Origin of the sequence: Paenibacillus nasutitermitis (assembly GCF_014641075.1) — a bacterium.
Taxonomy (GTDB): Bacteria; Bacillota; Bacilli; order Paenibacillales; family Paenibacillaceae; genus Paenibacillus_Z; species Paenibacillus_Z nasutitermitis.
In genome coordinates, this window is record NZ_BMHP01000003.1 from 424,099 (window position 1) to 441,791 (window position 17,693).

The window sequence follows — 17,693 nt, forward strand, 5'->3', positions numbered from 1 at the left end:
GGGGGCGACAAGCCCCCTTCTTCTCACAACATGCTTCTTACATGAAAAGCTCAAGATTGTTTCCGATCACACTAGTTGTCCAGAAAAATATTAGCCGGAGCATAATTATTCATAATGTTGATCTTCCCCGCCAATATTCCACCGAGATGCATGGCACCAGAGATGTTCCCCTTGAAATTCAATTGGTATAACGCTCCAAGATATTCTCCGACGTATACCTGTCCGCCAATCCCCTGGAAATCAATTGTTCCATTGGAAAGCATAGAATGTCCTACCCGGAGGCCATTTCCGGAAATTTGACCCTGCATATTAATGTTACCCTTTCCAAAATAGGACCCCTGTATGGTTACCTTACTGAAGGTCGAAAATTGTGAATTACCCGATACATATAAAGATCCGCCGATTAGAAGGCCCGAATAATTTCCATTACTAGGCATGAAATCCTGCGAACTGCTCACATTGCCTGATACTACAAGAGTATTCAAACCATTGAATCGTATGCCCTGTCCGATCAAATCTCCCTCAATGTTACCCGAAGTCACATTACTCCCTTTGAAAGTAATACTGCCCTGGGAACTCATCGTCCCTTCAATCGTGAATGTGTCTACATTGCTGTTAAAGGTAATATCCCCTGCAGCGATCACATTGCCGTGAATAGTCAAGCCGTCAATGTTCCCGTTGAACAGAATGGGTCCATTGCAAACAACATCGCCGTAGATGACCAGATTGGAGGTCGGGCCAATCACACAAGAGCTTCCACTGTATATCGCCGTTGTTCCTAATGTGGCGGCATCTCCTATCGACATAGAACCATATGAATTCGAGATCTCAACTGAACCTCCATAACTCAAGCTGGGCAGTTGTTCGCTGTTATTACTCTGGGATACCGTATAATCCCCGCTCGCTACGATACCAGGAGCAGTGACCGCCAGCTGCAGTGGCTGATCGCTGAACTGCTGATCGAAATAATGGGTATAACGACTTGCAAAATCAGGCGTCTGCGTATAATCGCTTGCAGGAGCGGAAATCTCAGCTGTGCCGGTACCGCTGGTGCCTTGCACAATTTTGTTCTGAAAGAGCCCGGGGTCATCTTTGAGCCATATCATTTCCGAACCTCTATTTTCTGCAATGGTTACTTCAAGTCCAGCCATGAGCTCAGCACCCGTTTTGATCGTATTCTGCTCGGAGCGATCCTCGAACTCCACCGCATAGCTCTCCAGCGGATCCAGTCCTCTGAACTTAATTGTCTTTGTATTTCCTTCTGCATTGCCCGGTTTGAAGAGGAAGGTCACCCCTTTGATCTCACCTGCACCTGTTGCAGCCGGGTCAAAATACTGGATACCGTCCCAATGCGTGCCATCAGGGCGCGGTAAAATATGGTATAGGTCCGCATTCCGTACTAACGGTTTCAGCTTGTCCCTAAACATGCCGAAATACTTCTCTGCATAGTAATCCCCGTTGTATGGAAGATGACCTCCGACCGCACCCGGACTAGCTATGTGCATCGTACCGAGAATAATGCTCCGCCAACCGTAATCATCTTCACCCGGTATACTGGAGAATAGATCCGGATTAATATACGATATTAACTGAGCCGAAGGAATACCATATGAAGTCGTATAAAATGTTTTGCGAGCATCTTCATAATTAGCAGTATCATTATACACAACGACATTGGAACGACTCATCGTCGCATAATCTTTCAAGCTGCCTCCCGAGCTATTATTCTCGTAACGGAAGCCAGGCAAGTTCTCGAACATGTAGTCCAATATTTCATAGAAGCCTTTGGCGCTCCAGTATTGAACATCCGACGAATATTGATGTCTGTTCGTCTTATCGCTTGCTCTCACAATAGGTTCAAAATCGCTCCGATACGTATCAATTTTGTTCTCGCTCATGACGGCCAGCAATCGTTGTTTCATAAAATCTACCGCTTCACTGTTCCCAAGATCGACACTTCTGCCCGCAGAAATTTGCCGGTTTGAGAACCATTCGGGATGCGCATTAGGTCCGATAGACGAGAGCGCGTTCGGATCACTGGATAAACCGTCGTGCAGCAGGAAATAGTTCGTATATTCCAGCCCTGCACTTTCCAGATACTCCCCATATTCGCTCCAGGTCGTTAGACCACGAGCATCAAGTCCCTCATAATATTGAGGATTACCCAATCGCCAGTCACCTTCACCCGTTCTCCAGCCTCCAGAAGGACTGCCCGGCCACCAGCCGTAATCCCACTGGATAGAATCCACGCCCCAACTGGCCAAATCATAATTCAACCCGAGCAATTGTTCCGCCATTTGAGCATACGGCTCTCGAGTATCGGTTCTCATCTTCTCAGGCGCCTTGTTATTGAAAAACCATCTTTTGAATTTATTGCTCCCGTTATCCACATCCCCGTTATAGGCGCCAATATAAGCCGAAGGGATTTCATAGAAGCCTTCTTCCGGAATATCCGTCTTGAAATCATTATTAAGTCCAGCATTAACCGTAATAACAGCTGGTATGCCGGCAGCCGCGGTTTCCGTCAATATCCTGCCTTCCGGCCATTCCCAACCAATATACAAACCATGCTCAGCATTTACGTCCAAAAACACAAGAGGAATAAATCCATTCGAATTGAAATCCTGATTTGTATTCGTCCACGCTGACAAGCTGTCTGAATGAGTCAACAACGTCTTGTATGTGCCTGCTGCATCCGGTTGTCCGCTCTCCTTATGGAAGCGCCATAGCGTTGGATTACTGTCGCCTTTAACGTCGATTTGCAGAGATTCTTGCTGATATACGGTAATCGTTCCACCCGTCTTGTTCTCGATGGTCATCCAATGCTCGATTGGACCCGAATCCGGACGAGCCCACCAGATCGATTTCAGTTCAAGATTCGGAGTGTCGCTTACGAAGCGCAGCGTTACCTTTTTACCTTGAGACGTGTCAACGACCGCATCTTGATATAGCCAATCCGGTGTGACGGGCGTTCCCCCGACATCCACTCGATCAAGCAGGGGCAGGGATGTCGATGCCGGCGTCCAGTTCCAATTCTTCTCCGTGTTTTTCAACTGTGAGATAGCCGGTCGGTTATTCGACACCTCCAGCATCATATCCGTATCCCCGGTATGCAGTTTCCAAACCGGATTAAGGCGAATATCATCGAACCAGATTGCGTCGGTCGAATTGGTGACACTAACGGTCCTTAAACCAATCGAAGCGGTTGAGCCGCTGTTCCAGAGCGTTTCGACATAGACCCATTGGCCTTCCCCGTCTCCTGCGTCTACTCCCACCTGTGCTTCACCCGGTTGATCATCCATATCAAGATACGCAATATCATCGCCATTCGACTTATAGATCCAACCCGACAGCTTATACGTTGTATTCGTCTCCACCGGAATCGTCTGGGCGGAAGCCGCCGTGCCTGAAGTAACTGACTTTAGTGCATAGCTGCCATCGTGTGACTTATCGTTCGTACGAACATGACTTGCAACCTGCATCCAGCCGGTCGCTGTCGTTCCCGAGCCTATTTCAAAAGAACCGTTGTCAACCAAACTGCTGGAAGCAGTGATTGGCTCCAGACGGATATCGTCAAACCAGATTGCAGCGGTTGGATTGTCATCGGTCACAGCACGCAGCGTAATACTTTCAAGTGCCCCGCTATTCCAAATCGTCTCACTGTAACTCCACTGCATGCCTCCCTGGCCGGATCCGGTTCCGATCTCAGCTTCGGCATTCATATCGTTCATATCGATGTAAGCACTGCCATCATTATTTGTTTTGTAAATCCACACGGATAGCTTATACAACGTGTCTGGCTTAACGATCACCGTAGTGCTAGACGTTGAGGTGCTTGTCGCAGTTGATTTCAGCGCGTATTCCCCTTCATAGGCTCTATCGTTGCTGCGTGAGTGGTTCAACCCTTGCGTCCAGGTCACTGCCGCGTCGTCGGAGCCGATTTCAAACGATCCATTAACTACTTTATTTGCTGTTGACGGCAATGGAACAAGTACAAAGTCATCGAACCAGATCTCTGCGGTTGGATTCCCATCTACAACTGCCCTTAAGGTGATACTCGTCGCAGTATCGTTATACCAGAGAGCCTCGACATAGCTCCACTCCCCTCCGCCCAGCCCCTCACCCATTCCAATTTCCACTTCAAACGGCCGGTTGTCCATATCGATGTAAGCGGTTCCGGAATTGTTCATTTTATAGATCCATGCAGACAATGTGTAGGACGTGTTGGGCTGAACACTAACCGTCCGACTCGATACCGAGGTGTTTGTCGCTGTCGACTTAAGTGAATATTCACCTTCATAAGATCTGTCATCGCTGCGTTCATGCCCTGTACCCAGCGTCCAGCCTGTCGCCGCTGTCCCGGAGCCTGATTCAAAAGATCCATTATCGATCAGGTTCGTTGAAGCAATGGGAACCAGCCGAATATCATCAAACCAGATGGTTCCAGTAGGACTCGCATCCGTTACGGCTCGAAGTGTAATGCTGGTCGCATTGCCGCTACTCCAGAGTGCTTCGCTGTAAGACCACTGACCTGCGCCCAAACCGACGCCCGTCCCCGTCTGCGCTTCACCGGAAATATCATTCATATCTATATATGCAGTACCATTGTTGTTCGTTTTGTATATCCACACCGACAATTTATATGTCGTATCCGGTTGTACGATAACCGTGCGAGCCGTGACAGACGTCGTTGTCGCTGTCGACTTGAGGGAGTAACTCCCATCATGGGACCTATCATTTGCACGCCCATGGTTCGCCCCCAATGACCATCCCGTCGGTGTTGTCCCGGAGCCTAATTCAAAGGAAGCGTTTTCAGCTATGTTATTAGCTGGAGACGCTGCATTTGTATATTGTAACGAGGTTATGGAAGAAACCGTGCTGATGACCATAAAGATAGCTAGAATCAGACCAATCATTCGCTTCTTTAACATGAGTACATCTCTCCATTTCAAGTCAATTGTAAACGGCGTCCATTCGAATCAAGCGTTATTTACCCTATATAATAATATTGCAGCTCCTGGCGCATCGGGGATATTGACAGCCATGCCCCGTTCCATTAGAACACTTCCCCGCTCATGCAGCAGATCGTTTCCTTCCACTGTAACAACATCATAATAAGCGGCAGGATCCAGTCCGGATAACCGAACAAATAGACTCTCTTCCACACACATCCTGCGGCGAAAAGCCTGGATGATCCCATCCCCGGATTCCGGTCTGTCGAACTGCCAGGCGATCCAAGCCATTTGGCTCAAACTATACGGTGTCAGCGGATAATAATCGCCGAGCATGAATGGGGCAACCCGAACATTCTCATCGTAAGCCCGCCGAACAGCTTGTGTTTCCTGCTTGTCCTGTTCCCAACCTGCTTGCGGAATAACACCAAATGCAGGCATATAGAAGCTGCGTACACCGTACTCATCCGTCACATAGGCCCCCGATCCATAATAAGGAAACCAGGATGCCAGACCATAGGTGTGGCCTTGATTCGCTTCACGGACATCGGACTGATTCAGATCGGGAAACCGGTCTTCTGGAAATTGGTAATCGCTGCGCAGCAGCGGCACAGCCCGTCGCATCGTTTCCAGATCGTTCCTCCTGCCACCGGAAGCGCACGTATCTATGCGCAACTCAGGATTCCGGCGTACCAATTCGTCCCAGAATGCCAGATGGCCTTGTACATACAGATTTTCTGTCATACCTACACGATCGGGTCCATCATTGTTCGTCCATGCGGGAAGGGGACCGGGACCGTTCATGTCTTCCCTATACCAGTCGATGCCTTCTTTGCGGATCATCGCATCCACATGGTTAGTTATCCAGTTCCATGCCTGCGGATCTCCCAAATTCAGAATAGGGCCGCAGCTTTCCGGACCCTCCAGCAGCCATTCCGGATGATGCTTGGCAAGATAGGATTCCGGATCGCCGACCCGCTCAGGTTCAAACCAGAGCATAAATTGAATCCCTCGATCTCGCGCCCAGTCGCTGTATGCACGGAAACCGTCCGGGTACTTGACTGGATCCGGTTCCCAGGTTCCGGTATTCAACCAGGACATATTGTCCTTGAATGGTCCACCGTCCGTCGGGTACCAGTTGGCATCCCTCCAGCCAATATTGGGACGGATACCCGCAGCCATGAACTTATCCGTTTCCTCCCATAAGCCGCGCTCCGAATTTCCCAATTGAATACTCGTAAGCGGCACAGGCGGAATTCCTTGAGGACGCGGTGAGTTATGGTTCCAGAACCAGCGGCGCCACACATTCTGCGAATTCACAATATTGTCGCCCTGCCAGAAGAGCATGGCGATGAGCGGGGTACGAATCTCCTCGCCCGGCTGCAGACGCAGATGTGTCTGAGCCTGCCCAACCCTGATGTGCAGCCCGTCCTCTCCAGTGCGGGTGAAGGTACTCGTCCACTGTCCCGGCCAGCCTATGGCCACGATTACTCCGCCGCCAGGCATCTGCACATTGTAATACGGCCAGCCATCGGCCCCACCGCTCGACTTGCCATTTCCGGGAGCGAACCGTTTTTCAAAGGATTCGCCCATGATGTTGGAATAGGGCTCATAGCTTTCTGTGTCACACGAATCTCCTTTATGGCCATTAAGTACAAAGTCTCCGTCAGCATCCTTAAGGAAAAGTGTATCAAGTCCTTGTATGTTTTGTATGACATCCGTTAGACTGTCGCCGATATTACGGAAATACACCGTCCACTCCACGACCGGGTAATCGGTGTACTCAACTGCCTCATATCGAATTTCCAAACCGCTACGTTTATCCTTCCAAGTCTTAATCGTCTGCTTCTTGCTCTCTTGAACAGAAGTCTTGGTTTCAACCGGAAGACGGGCAAGATATTTCACGGACACTAGAGCACCATATTGAAAGGAGAATGGCAATCTCTCAGTTGCCACTTCTGCACACTCACCGCTACTCAGCTGCAAATGCCGATCCACCCAAGCTCTCAATTTATGTGAATCCCCGTTCGAATCAAAGCTGCTCAATTAGAGTACCTCCTTCCTTACTTCCAGACTTCGATCGTCGAACAGCGTCGCTACTTCTTTGCCGCCATCTGCATGGATAATCTGTCCTGTGACCTGGTCAGCAAGGTCACTGACCAGAAACAGCACAGCATTTGCCGCATCCTGTCCGGTCTGCATCCTCCCCAAGGGCAATTCTTTACCACGCTCGATCAACCATTCCAGCGATTGGCCTGCTTCCTGTCGCTCCGCTAATTCTTTCTCTGTCGCAACCCATCCCGGATTAACCCCATTCACGCGAATACGGTCTCTGGCAAGTGCTCCAGCTAAATTGCGGGTAAGTGTGCTAATTCCACCCTTAGATACCGAATACGCTAACAATTCAGGCAATCCGATGAATGCATGGCTGGAGCTCAGGTTAACGATGGAGCCCTTTCCCTGCTTCTTCATATGAGGAACAACTGCCTGACTGCACAGAAACATGCTTTTGAGGTTAATGTCCATTACTCTGTCCCACATTTCCTCAGACGTATCCAACAGCCCACCGCGCGGATAAATGCCTGCATTGTTGACCAGAATGTCAATTCTTCCGAAGGACGCCATTACTTCATCGACAAGCGTTACGACATCGTTCGAAACCGCCACATTCGTTCGGACGAAGTGCGCCTTCGCTCCTCTCCCACGCAGCATCTCCGCTTTAGCTGCACCTTCCTCCGCCACATCCGCTAGTACCACAGCAACCCCCGCCTCGGCCAATTCGGATGCGATAGCGAAGCCGATCCCCGCTGATCCACCGGTTACAATCGCAATTTTACCGTCTAATCCAAGACTGATCATACGGACGCCTCCTCCTCATAGCTGTTCCAATCCATTTCATCTTATCCACTTAACAGCCATTCTCGCTGCTCTGCTGTTAGACTGATTTGATCAGCCCCAAGCGACTCATTAAGATGCTCGAGATTCATCGTACCCAGGATGGGAAATACCGGGAAATCATGCGCCAACAAGAAGGCCAGTGCGATCTGATTTGGCGTGCACCTCAATTCGCTCGCCAATTGCCTGGCACGCACGCGCCTCTCCTGACTAACAGAATTGTCGAATGAAAGGGCATTGCTGCTCATAGAACCAGCTAAATAGCCATAAGCCGATGGTGTCCATGGCATTACCGGAAACTTGCTTACCTTATGCCATGCCAAGTCTTCATCCTTCATCATCAGTGCGGTTGCGTCATATTCACCATCCCAGCCGATGGGAGAATGGTTCGGCTGCGCCAAATTCCACTGTGGAGAAGACACGACAAAACCTTGCAATCCTTTCTCGGCTGCATAGGTATTAGCCGCTCTCAAACGTTCGGTAGACCAATTGCTGGCCCCAATATAACGTATTCTGCCGCGCCTGATTTCCTCATTTAACATCTCGATGATCTCGCTGACAGGATGCAAGATATCGTCACGATGAAGCATGTAGATGTCAATGCTATCGATTTGCAAACGGTCCAGACTCTCCGTAATATCCGCAGAAATGACTTCCATCGTCATGCAATCGTCGGGACGGATATAAATATCGCCTTGACGCGGGTGTCCTCCCTTAGTCAAAATCACAACATCGCTGCGGTTACCGAATTTGCGCAAGCATTCGCCTAAGCCGCGTTCACTTGCACCATCTCCATCTTTAATCCAGCAGGCATAGCTGTGTGCCGTATCGAAGAAGTTGCCTTCTGCTGCGCAATACTGGCGATACAGCTCAAGCATTTCGCTTCCCTTCACGACAGAGCCGAACTTCATCACACCATAACAGAAAGAAGATACTTTCAAATCGGTTCCTGGCAATACATGCCGCTTCAGCTGCATTCAAATACCCCCTTTCCATTCAGGTTATACCCCAACCCGTTCTAGCGGAATGCGGGTAATATGCCACCGACCGAGATTACATACATATAAGTCGGTGCCAACAAGCACCCCATTCGTCGGATGGCACAACTCATGAGCAGTCCGATCCTCGGCAACGATCTCGAGACCGGAACTAGGATTGTACGTATCGATCCTATAAATCCGACTTGGCTCGTAGCAGGTTAAATAGAGTCTACCGTTATTCGCCAAGACCAAGCCGTCTAATATAACATTGGGTACGCAGACAATCACTTCTGCCTCCATCGCCCTTCCGTCAGCGCCGATTGGAATCCGGTAAATATTGCGATCACCACGGCTTTCAGCCAAATATAGAATCTTCCCATCCGGTGAAAGTGCCAGCCCATTCGCGAAGTCGAATGACCGACTGCACCACAGGACCGTCTCACCCGTCTCCACATCGATTCGCCATATGCCCGGGCCCGATTCGCCAAAACCGTAGCTGTCTGACACATATAATACTTTGCGCAGCGGATCATATACCGGATAGTTCGGAAACCTCATTTTAGCCAGATCCGAGCCGTCGCTGAAGTTGACCAGTTCCCCGCTCGAAGGTGTGTAACGAAATACGGACTGATGCTTTGAATCGCAAATATACAACTTCCCTTGGTCATCGAAATTCAACCCTAGAGCGAAACCGTTCGTAGTAGCAACTTGCTTGAAGCTGCGAGAGACCCTGTCAATCCGGTAAATCTCCCCCCGTTCCCCACCGCACCACAGGTTTCCATCCGCATCACTGCATATGCCTTCCGGATGATTTAACTGCGGGTCGGATAACGTTCCATCTACAACGACTTCCAATTCAGCATGCCCGACCAGCGGTTCACCGTTTTCTGTCATCATTCATCCCTCACTTCTACGGTTGCGATGATAACAAGGGGAGACTCCACAGCCCCCCTCGTTGCGTCCCTTGTTGCGTCCTTAACTTTAGAGGCTATTGTATCTTTCAAGTGCTGCGTTATACGCTTCCATATATTTATCCAAACCCAGACTTCTTACTTTCTCAACATATTTATCCCAAGAGCTGAACGGTTCCTTGCCTGTAATAAATTTCGTTTCCATTTCAGTAATATACTGCATCGCTTCATCGGCAAATTGCTTTTTGACCGCAAATTCCTCATCCGTAAAGGCGAAGTAATCTGCGCCATTAGCTAAGACTCCTTCATAATATGGCTTCAACATATCTGCACCGGCCAGTATTTTCGGGAATGCCGAGCCTTCTTTAACCGGGGTTGGACGCTTATCAAATTCGTCCGGGGACATATTGTAAGGGATTCCATCACCGAACATGGGGGAATACAAGCCACGGCTCTTCTCGATCGGTGCAATATCCGGATCATATTCAGGCAGCAAAGCATAAGCCCCGTTCTCATCAACCTTATACGTAACATCTTCTATACCATACTGAAGTCTGACCCAGCCTTCATCGGAATACCAATAATCCAGCCATTGCATTGTTTCTTCCGGATGTTTGTTGGCGCTTGTGATTACGGTGTTGTTCTTTCGAAGTCCAGTGCTGACCATGCTCAAAATTTCATCACCATATTGGCTCTTAAGCGGTGGCAGCACTTCATATTCAACAGGGTTGTTCGCTTCCGGACCTGCAAGGACGAACGAACCGATTACGCCTGCTTTGGAATTCGCTGTCCAAGCTTCGCTAGCGTGTGTCAACAATTCCGGATCGAGCAATTTTGCGCTCCAGAGCTTGTTCATGAATTCTAAAAGAGACTTATAACGTTCGTCTGTTTTGACGAAACGCATTTTGCCGTCAGGCCCTAAGTCGACACCGTCCCCGAAGAAATTGGGACCTTTCGTACCCAGACCAAATGAACCAGCGAAATAGAGCAAATCTCTGGCGAAGGAGTTCGAAAAGTCTGTTAGAGGAATGACGCCATTGCCACCAGGATTGTTATCACGGAAGGCAACAAGCGCATCATAGTATTCATCTAGCGTAGTCGGCATTGGAATCCCAAGCTTATCAAGCCACGACTTATTCATCCATAGCTTGGAAGCATTGTCGCCCATCCATCCGTTGAAAGCAGGCAACGCGTAAATATTTCCTTTTGAATCTGAAATCGCTTTCCGTTTGGTGGGATCTGCATCCAAAATCGCTTTCAAGTTCGGCGCATGTTTCTCAATGAGATCATTAAGCGGGATAATCATCCCTTGAGCGGCATAAGTCGCGATTTCGGCATCATTAAATCCGGATCTGGAAATGAAATCGGGTAAATCATTTGTTGCCATCCGCAGGTTTCTTTTCTCAACCCAGCCGTCCTCTGACACATTCTCCCATTTCACATGGATCCCCGTTTCCTCTTGTCTTTTTTGAAACACGAGCATGTCATTCCAATCCGCTTGAAATACGTGTTTGGAGGTAAGCCCATTCAATGTTATGGACTCTTGCGGCTTGCTTGTAGTGGTTGGCGTGCTTGTAGATGGACTTGTAGACGATTGTTGAGATCCTTCATTTGATTGGTTACTACAAGCGACCTGCAACATCAGTGCCAATAACATCGTCATCACTAGAATGGTGCTTAGCTTCTTTTTCTTCTTCCCTAACATTGTATTTCCTCCCCAAATCATATAATGAGAACTTCTCCTCGACTAACCTTTAATTGCTCCAATCATGACCCCTTTGGCAAAATATCTTTGCAAGAAAGGATATAGGATGAGAACCGGCAAGCTCGAAATGATAATAACAGCGTATTTGATGCTCGTTCCATATTGTGCCGAGTCGATTATGTAATTGGTCGTGCTGCTCATCAGATTCTGCGTATCGCTCTGAATTAGAATTTCCCGCAAAATTAATTGCAACGGAAATTTATCCCGATCGGACAGAAAGATCAACGCGTTAAAGTAACTGTTCCAGTGGCCAACACCGTAAAATAAAACCATGACCGCGATAATTGGACCAGAAAGGGGAAGTACGATTCGAAGCAGCACCCCAATCCGCGTACAGCCATCAATTTCGGCCGATTGATATAATTCTTCCGGAATGGAAGTCTGAAAGTAGGTTCTCATCACGACGACATTAAAGAAAGAGACGGCAGAAGGTAATATCATCACCCAAAAGTTATTAAGCAAATGTAATTGCTGAATGACGATGTAGAGTGGAATTAGCCCACCGCTGAAAAACATCGTAAATGTGAAAATAATGGTCAGTGTGTTGCGGCCGTAGAAATCTTTCCTGGCTAGAGGATATGCGGCCATAATAGTCAATACCAGATTCACAAAGGTTCCGACTACCGTGTATACGATCGTATTCCAGTAGCTGATGAAAAACTCTGCATTCTGAAACACTTTGATGTACGGGACGATCGTAAATCCTTTCGGAAACAGCCACACCTTCCCGCCAAGAACGGCTGCGGGGTCGCTCACCGATGCACTCAATATAAATAGAAGGGGATACAGGAAGAGCAGTGTAACGAAGCACATCCCCACAATGTTTATTCTGTCGAATATGCGATCTGCTCTAGTCTCTGCGATTCGATTTGCCATTGTGCCGCCTCCTTTACCATAGGCTCATATTTCCAGTTCGTCTGGCAAACCTATTCACTGCAATTAGAATGAAGAAATTGATCAATGAGTTGAACAAGCCGACTGCGGTTGCAAAGCTATATTCGATATTAAGAAGGCCTTTACGATAAACAAAGGTTGAAATAACGTCCGAAGCTTCCATATTGGAAGAGTTTTGCATCAGAAAAACCTTCTCAAAACCGACGTTCATGATGCTCCCCGCGGAGAGAATAAATAGGATTACCGCAGTAGGCATAATGTAAGGCAAGGAAATATACCAAATTCGCTGAAATTTGTTCGCCCCATCCAGAACTGCAGCTTCAATCTGCTCATGATCGACACCCGCCAGTACAGCCATGTAGATAACCGTTCCCCATCCGGTACCTTGCCATATCCCGGATGTGATGAAAATGGTCTTGAACCACCCCGATTCTTGCATGAAAGAAATCGGTTCCCATCCAAATAGAGCAGTTAACTGATTAATCAGCCCCGTCGAAGGCGACAGGAATACAATCAATATTCCTACCATCACGACTTGCGAGATAAAATAAGGTGCATAGGATATATTTTGAACTACTTTTTGAAAATACCGATTTTTCAGTTCATTGATGAGCAGGGCAAGAATAATGGGTGCTGGAAAACCCAACACAATCGAAAACACACTGATTTTGACCGTATTCCAAACGACTCTGTCAAAAAAGATGGAGTCAAAGAACGTTTGGAAATGTGCGAAGCCAACCCAGGGACTCCCCATTATTCCTTGTACAGCACTGAAATTCTTAAAAGCGATTTGAACGCCATAGATGGGCCAATAGCAGAAGATAATAAAGTAAGCCAACGGAAGCGAAATCAAGACATATAAAGAGAGATTCGGCTTTATTTTCTTCATTCTAGTATGAAGGAAAGAATGTACGTTGGGATTCGTTGATCCAGGCAGCACATTCTGCTTTCTTGAGACATGGGCCATAGTTTCACCTTCCATCAAAATACATTTTAACCGCTTCCATTTCCATTAATAGGTACCCACTCATTAATTAATTAAAGTAAACAATTGTATTTGTGTACCGAAATATCAATAAACTATCGCACCAGATAACCTCCATCTACAGGGATAACCGTACCGGTAATATAATTCGAAGCTTGGGAAGCGAGGAATATGGCGATGCCATGCAAATCCTGTTGAGTCCCCCAACGTCCTGCAGGAATACGTGCCGTCACCTGAGGGTAACGTACCGAGTCCTTCTTCAGATCCGAATTCATATCGGTATCCATATAGCCCGGTGCAATCGCATTGACCTGGATGCCTGAACCCGCCCATTCGTTAGACAACGATTTTGTGAGCTGCGCAATAGCGCCTTTACTTGCAGCGTAGGCTGTGGCGTTAAATCCACCGATGAAGCTGAGCATCGAGCCCGTATTGATGATTTTACCGCTTCCTTGCGCGATCATTCGCCTTCCTGCCAGCTGACACAGCTGGTACACAGTGGTCAGATTCAACTCCAGCACTCTGTCCCAGGCTTCAACAGGAAGATCCAGACAAGCGCGTCGATCATGGATGCCTGCGTTGTTAAAGAGAATGTCCACCCGGCCGCCAAGGTTCCCGACCGCTTCCTCAAACGCTCGATTCAATTGTCCACGGTCAAGCAGATCAACCTGTACGCCGCTAACCCGCGCACCCTCCTTGCCCATCTCTGCAGCAACACTTGAGATGTCTTCGCTAATATCCATTAGCACCACTTCAGCTCCTGCAAGATGAAGCCCTTCTGCAATTCCTTTGCCGAGATTACGTCCGCCACCTGTAACAATCGCTTTTTTGCCAGACAAATCAAATAAGTCGGTGCGCATTCTGACCCTCCTCCTACTAAACTCAGAATTAATACCGTGCCACAACCATCTTTTTGCGGGTATAGAACTCAACGCCGTCACGCCCGTTGACATGCAAATCCCCATAGAAGGACTTCTTGTATCCTGAGAAAGGAAAGAATGCCATAGGAGCGGGGACACCCACATTTATCCCGAGCATACCTGCATCAATCGTTTCCCGGAATTGTCGGATAGCCCTTGCATCGTTCGTAAACAGACAAGCTCCGTTTGCATATTCGGAAGCGTTCGTTAGATTGATCGCTTCATTGAGCGTTTCAACTCGTATAATAGATAAAACCGGAGCAAAGATTTCGTCTTTCCAAATTTTCATCTCTTGTGTAACACCGTCAAAAATAGTCGGACCGACAAAATAACCTTTGCTTGCCATAGCTTCAGCGTCTCTTCCGTCAAGTAACAATTGTGCCCCCTCCTGAAGTCCGGAAGCTATGTAACCGTATGCCCTCTCCTTGTGAGACTGGCGAATAACCGGCCCGAGAAACACATTCTCTTCCTGACCATCACCCATCGTAAGCGTACCAGCCGCTGATCTTAACTGGGAGACGAGCTGATCCCCAATTTCTCCTACAGCTATTACGACAGAGCAAGCCATACAGCGTTCACCTGCCGAGCCGAAGGCTGCATTAATAATTTCCTTTACTGCGAGTTCCAGATTGGCATCCTCCAGAATTATGGAATGGTTCTTCGCCCCTCCGAGCGCTTGAACTCGTTTACCTGCCGCCGCCGACTCCCGGTATACATACTCAGCCACCGACTGAGAGCCAACGAAAGATACAGCCTTGACGATTTCGTTGCTGATCAGCTCGTTAACCACCTCGCTAGCACCATGTACAATATTGAGGACGCCTGCAGGCAAACCAGCGAGAGTAAACAATTCAGCAAGTCTATTGGCCAGTAGAGGCGTCCGCTCAGATGGCTTCAACACGAACGTATTCCCGCAAGCAATCGCGAGCGGAAACATCCAGCAGGGCACCATCATTGGAAAATTAAATGGAGTGATGCCTGCTATGACGCCAAGTGGATAACGATACATCGCTGATTCAATCCCAGTCGCGATATCGGGCAGGTGACTGCCCATCATCAGTGTCGGAGCTCCGGCGGCGAACTCGACACATTCAATCCCCCGCAATACCTCCCCATGAGCTTCCGAATAGTTCTTGCCGTTCTCCATCGTGATAAGCCGGGCCAGTTCCTCCCAATTCTCAACCAGCAGCTGCTGGTACCGGAACAGAATTCGCGCACGTTTCGGCACGCTCACTCTGCTCCATTCCTGAAATGCTGCCGCCGCAGCAGCAACCGCCTCAGTCGTCTCGTCCGCTCCAGAGAGCGGAACCCTCGCCAGCGGCTTCCCCGTCGCCGGATTAGGCACGATGTCTTCCATTCCCGAACGGGACGCGACCCATTGCCCTCCGATAAAGTTATTTATCCGGATAACCTCCTCGGTATTACTCATCAGCTTAACCTCCCGCAGCCTAAAAGCCGCATTTTTTGAATAGCTGCCTCTTTAACGGAATCCATTGGCGCCTGGAATAGCATAATGCGGTCAAACTCATCCGGCCTTCGTTCCATTTCCTCCCGCAGGGATCGGCCGAAAGCTCTCCGAAGAGCTGTACCAATATTCACCTTACCGACACGCATAGTCACAAGCTTCCCCAGTACTTCATCGGGCACGCCAGTTGCTCCGTGTATGACGAGCGGTATGGATACTTTCGATTGAATCGCTTCCAAGCGTGCAAAATCAATAGCTGCGCTCTGCGCTTCCATCCGGTGAACGGTTCCCACCGACACTGCAACAGCATCAACACCGGTCTGCTCAACGAATGAAGCTGTCTCCACAGGGTCCGATAGCTGATGCTTCATATTAACAGCCGGATCGCTGTATCCTACAGAGCCGATCTCTGCTTCGATGGAAACACCAAAAGCATGAGCGGCTTTGGCAATTTCCCGAGTCTGTTGCACATTGTCTTCGAAAGGCAGCTGTGAACCGTCGAACATGACGGATGAAAAGCCATATTTGATTGCCTGCATCACGTAATCGAAATCTTTCCCATGGTCCAGATGCACACAGACCGGAACGGATGCCCGTTCCGCAATACACTTCAGAAGTGGCCCAATTACCGGTGCCGGCATATGCTGGATCGCATTCAGATTAGCCGCCAGAATAACTGGTGAGCCTAATTGTTCGGCTCCTTGCACAACCGCATAGGCATCCTCGTACCCAAATACGTTGAAGGCGGCAACAGCATAGGCGGATGCCGCCGCTTTATCCACGATTGTTCTCAAATCGGCTAGCATTCGCTCTCCTCCTTCTTCCCCTGCTGTGCGATCCGTTCTTTGATTTGGCTGCTGTTTGGCATTGCATCCGAGCAGCTATGGCTGGATACCACGATCGACGCGGCAGCCGACCCCCATTCCAAGCACTTGGCGATATCCCAGTCCTGCAATAAAGCGTACAAGAAAGCGCCTGCAAAAGAATCACCGGCACCGAATGTCTTGACCACCCGAGTGGGGAATACACCTGCCTGGAACCGTTCGCCGGATTGGACGAACGCGACTGATCCCCTTCCGCCATGCTTCACAACAACGAGCTTGGCCCGTTCCTTCAGCCATTCCCTGGCTGTTGCTTCATCATCGGGTGACTGTCCAGTCGAGCGTTCAAGCAGATCGAATTCTTCCCTTCCTCCAAAAATAATATCCGATTGCGCAGCGACCATTCGGCAATAAACATACGTTTCTTCGGTGTTCTTCCAGGAATAGGGCCGATAGTCAATATCGAATATTACGGTGGTGCCCTGTTTCCTTGCATATTCCAAAGCTTGAAATACGGCCTCCCGGGAGGGACTTTGCGCTAACGCCGTTCCTGAAATGATCAGTGCCCTCGAACTCCCAATATAAGTCTCGGAAATATCAGCAGGTGTCAGTTTCAAATCCGCGACATTGTCTCTATACATCAGAATGCTGCATTCCTCCGGGGATCTTATTTCCGTGAACGCAAGACCGGTCACACTACCAGAAAGATCAACAACCAGTTGGGATACATCAATATCTGACTGCTTCAGATAAGATCGGATGTAATTCCCGAATCCGTCATCGGAAATACGACCAATAAAACCCATCCGTAGTCCAAGTTTGGCCATCGCAATCGTAATATTGGCCGGTGAGCCTCCGACATATTTTGTAAACGTCAATGTTTGCTCAATCGGCCTGTGAATTTCGTTGGCATTCAAGTCCATACAAAGACGACCGAGGCCTATGCAATCGAGGATTCTATTTTCGGGAAACCATCTGCTGCTCATAAAACAATTCCTTTCCTCTGTTAATCACTCGCCCCATCCGTTAATCATTACCAGATCCAGTAACCAATGCTACTTTATTCACAATTCCCATTCTCGCCTCTTCCCTCCGCGCTATAACG

The 17,693-nt window shown here is 48.7% G+C and carries 12 protein-coding genes; all 12 read right to left on the reverse strand.

What is annotated here, in order from left to right:
- Positions 1-71 precede the first annotated feature (71 nt).
- The 12 genes from IEY46_RS20960 to iolC all read right to left on the reverse strand — a co-directional run bounded on the left by IEY46_RS20960 (position 72) and on the right by iolC (position 17,574).
- Complete coding sequence (locus IEY46_RS20960) at positions 72-4,931, reverse strand: carbohydrate binding domain-containing protein (protein WP_188994675.1); 4,860 nt, start codon at positions 4,929-4,931, stop codon at positions 72-74.
- A gap of 48 nt (positions 4,932-4,979) precedes the next feature.
- Complete coding sequence (locus IEY46_RS20965) at positions 4,980-6,998, reverse strand: alpha-galactosidase (RefSeq protein WP_188994676.1); 2,019 nt, start codon at positions 6,996-6,998, stop codon at positions 4,980-4,982.
- Positions 6,999-7,811, reverse strand: coding sequence for an SDR family NAD(P)-dependent oxidoreductase (locus IEY46_RS20970; RefSeq protein ID WP_188994678.1), 813 nt, complete (start codon positions 7,809-7,811; stop codon positions 6,999-7,001).
- Between the two features lie 41 nt (positions 7,812-7,852).
- On the reverse strand, positions 7,853-8,824 hold the full coding sequence (locus tag IEY46_RS20975) for an aldo/keto reductase (RefSeq protein ID WP_188994680.1): 972 nt from the start codon (positions 8,822-8,824) through the stop codon (positions 7,853-7,855).
- Positions 8,825-8,848: 24 nt separating this feature from the next.
- A complete protein-coding gene (locus tag IEY46_RS20980) occupies positions 8,849-9,724 on the reverse strand; it encodes an SMP-30/gluconolactonase/LRE family protein (RefSeq protein WP_229750439.1) in 876 nt (291 codons plus the stop codon).
- Positions 9,725-9,808: 84 nt separating this feature from the next.
- A complete protein-coding gene (locus tag IEY46_RS20985) occupies positions 9,809-11,443 on the reverse strand; it encodes an extracellular solute-binding protein (protein ID WP_188994684.1) in 1,635 nt (544 codons plus the stop codon).
- Positions 11,444-11,485: 42 nt separating this feature from the next.
- Complete coding sequence (locus IEY46_RS20990) at positions 11,486-12,379, reverse strand: carbohydrate ABC transporter permease (RefSeq protein ID WP_188994686.1); 894 nt, start codon at positions 12,377-12,379, stop codon at positions 11,486-11,488.
- Between the two features lie 13 nt (positions 12,380-12,392).
- Positions 12,393-13,364 (reverse strand): ABC transporter permease, encoded by a 972-nt coding sequence (locus IEY46_RS20995; protein ID WP_229750440.1) that lies wholly within the window; start codon positions 13,362-13,364, stop codon positions 12,393-12,395.
- Between the two features lie 113 nt (positions 13,365-13,477).
- On the reverse strand, positions 13,478-14,242 hold the full coding sequence (locus IEY46_RS21000) for an SDR family oxidoreductase (RefSeq protein ID WP_188994690.1): 765 nt from the start codon (positions 14,240-14,242) through the stop codon (positions 13,478-13,480).
- Between the two features lie 28 nt (positions 14,243-14,270).
- A complete protein-coding gene (locus IEY46_RS21005) occupies positions 14,271-15,731 on the reverse strand; it encodes a CoA-acylating methylmalonate-semialdehyde dehydrogenase (protein ID WP_188994692.1) in 1,461 nt (486 codons plus the stop codon).
- Positions 15,731-16,573, reverse strand: a complete 843-nt coding sequence (locus IEY46_RS21010) for a class II fructose-bisphosphate aldolase (protein ID WP_188994694.1) — start codon at positions 16,571-16,573, stop codon at positions 15,731-15,733. Before IEY46_RS21010 ends, IEY46_RS21005 begins: the two co-directional genes overlap by 1 nt.
- The gene (iolC, locus tag IEY46_RS21015) at positions 16,567-17,574 is read right to left on the reverse strand and encodes a 5-dehydro-2-deoxygluconokinase (RefSeq protein ID WP_188994696.1); all 1,008 of its coding nucleotides are present in this window, start codon (positions 17,572-17,574) and stop codon (positions 16,567-16,569) included. Before iolC ends, IEY46_RS21010 begins: the two co-directional genes overlap by 7 nt.
- Between the last annotated feature and the right edge of the window lie 119 nt (positions 17,575-17,693).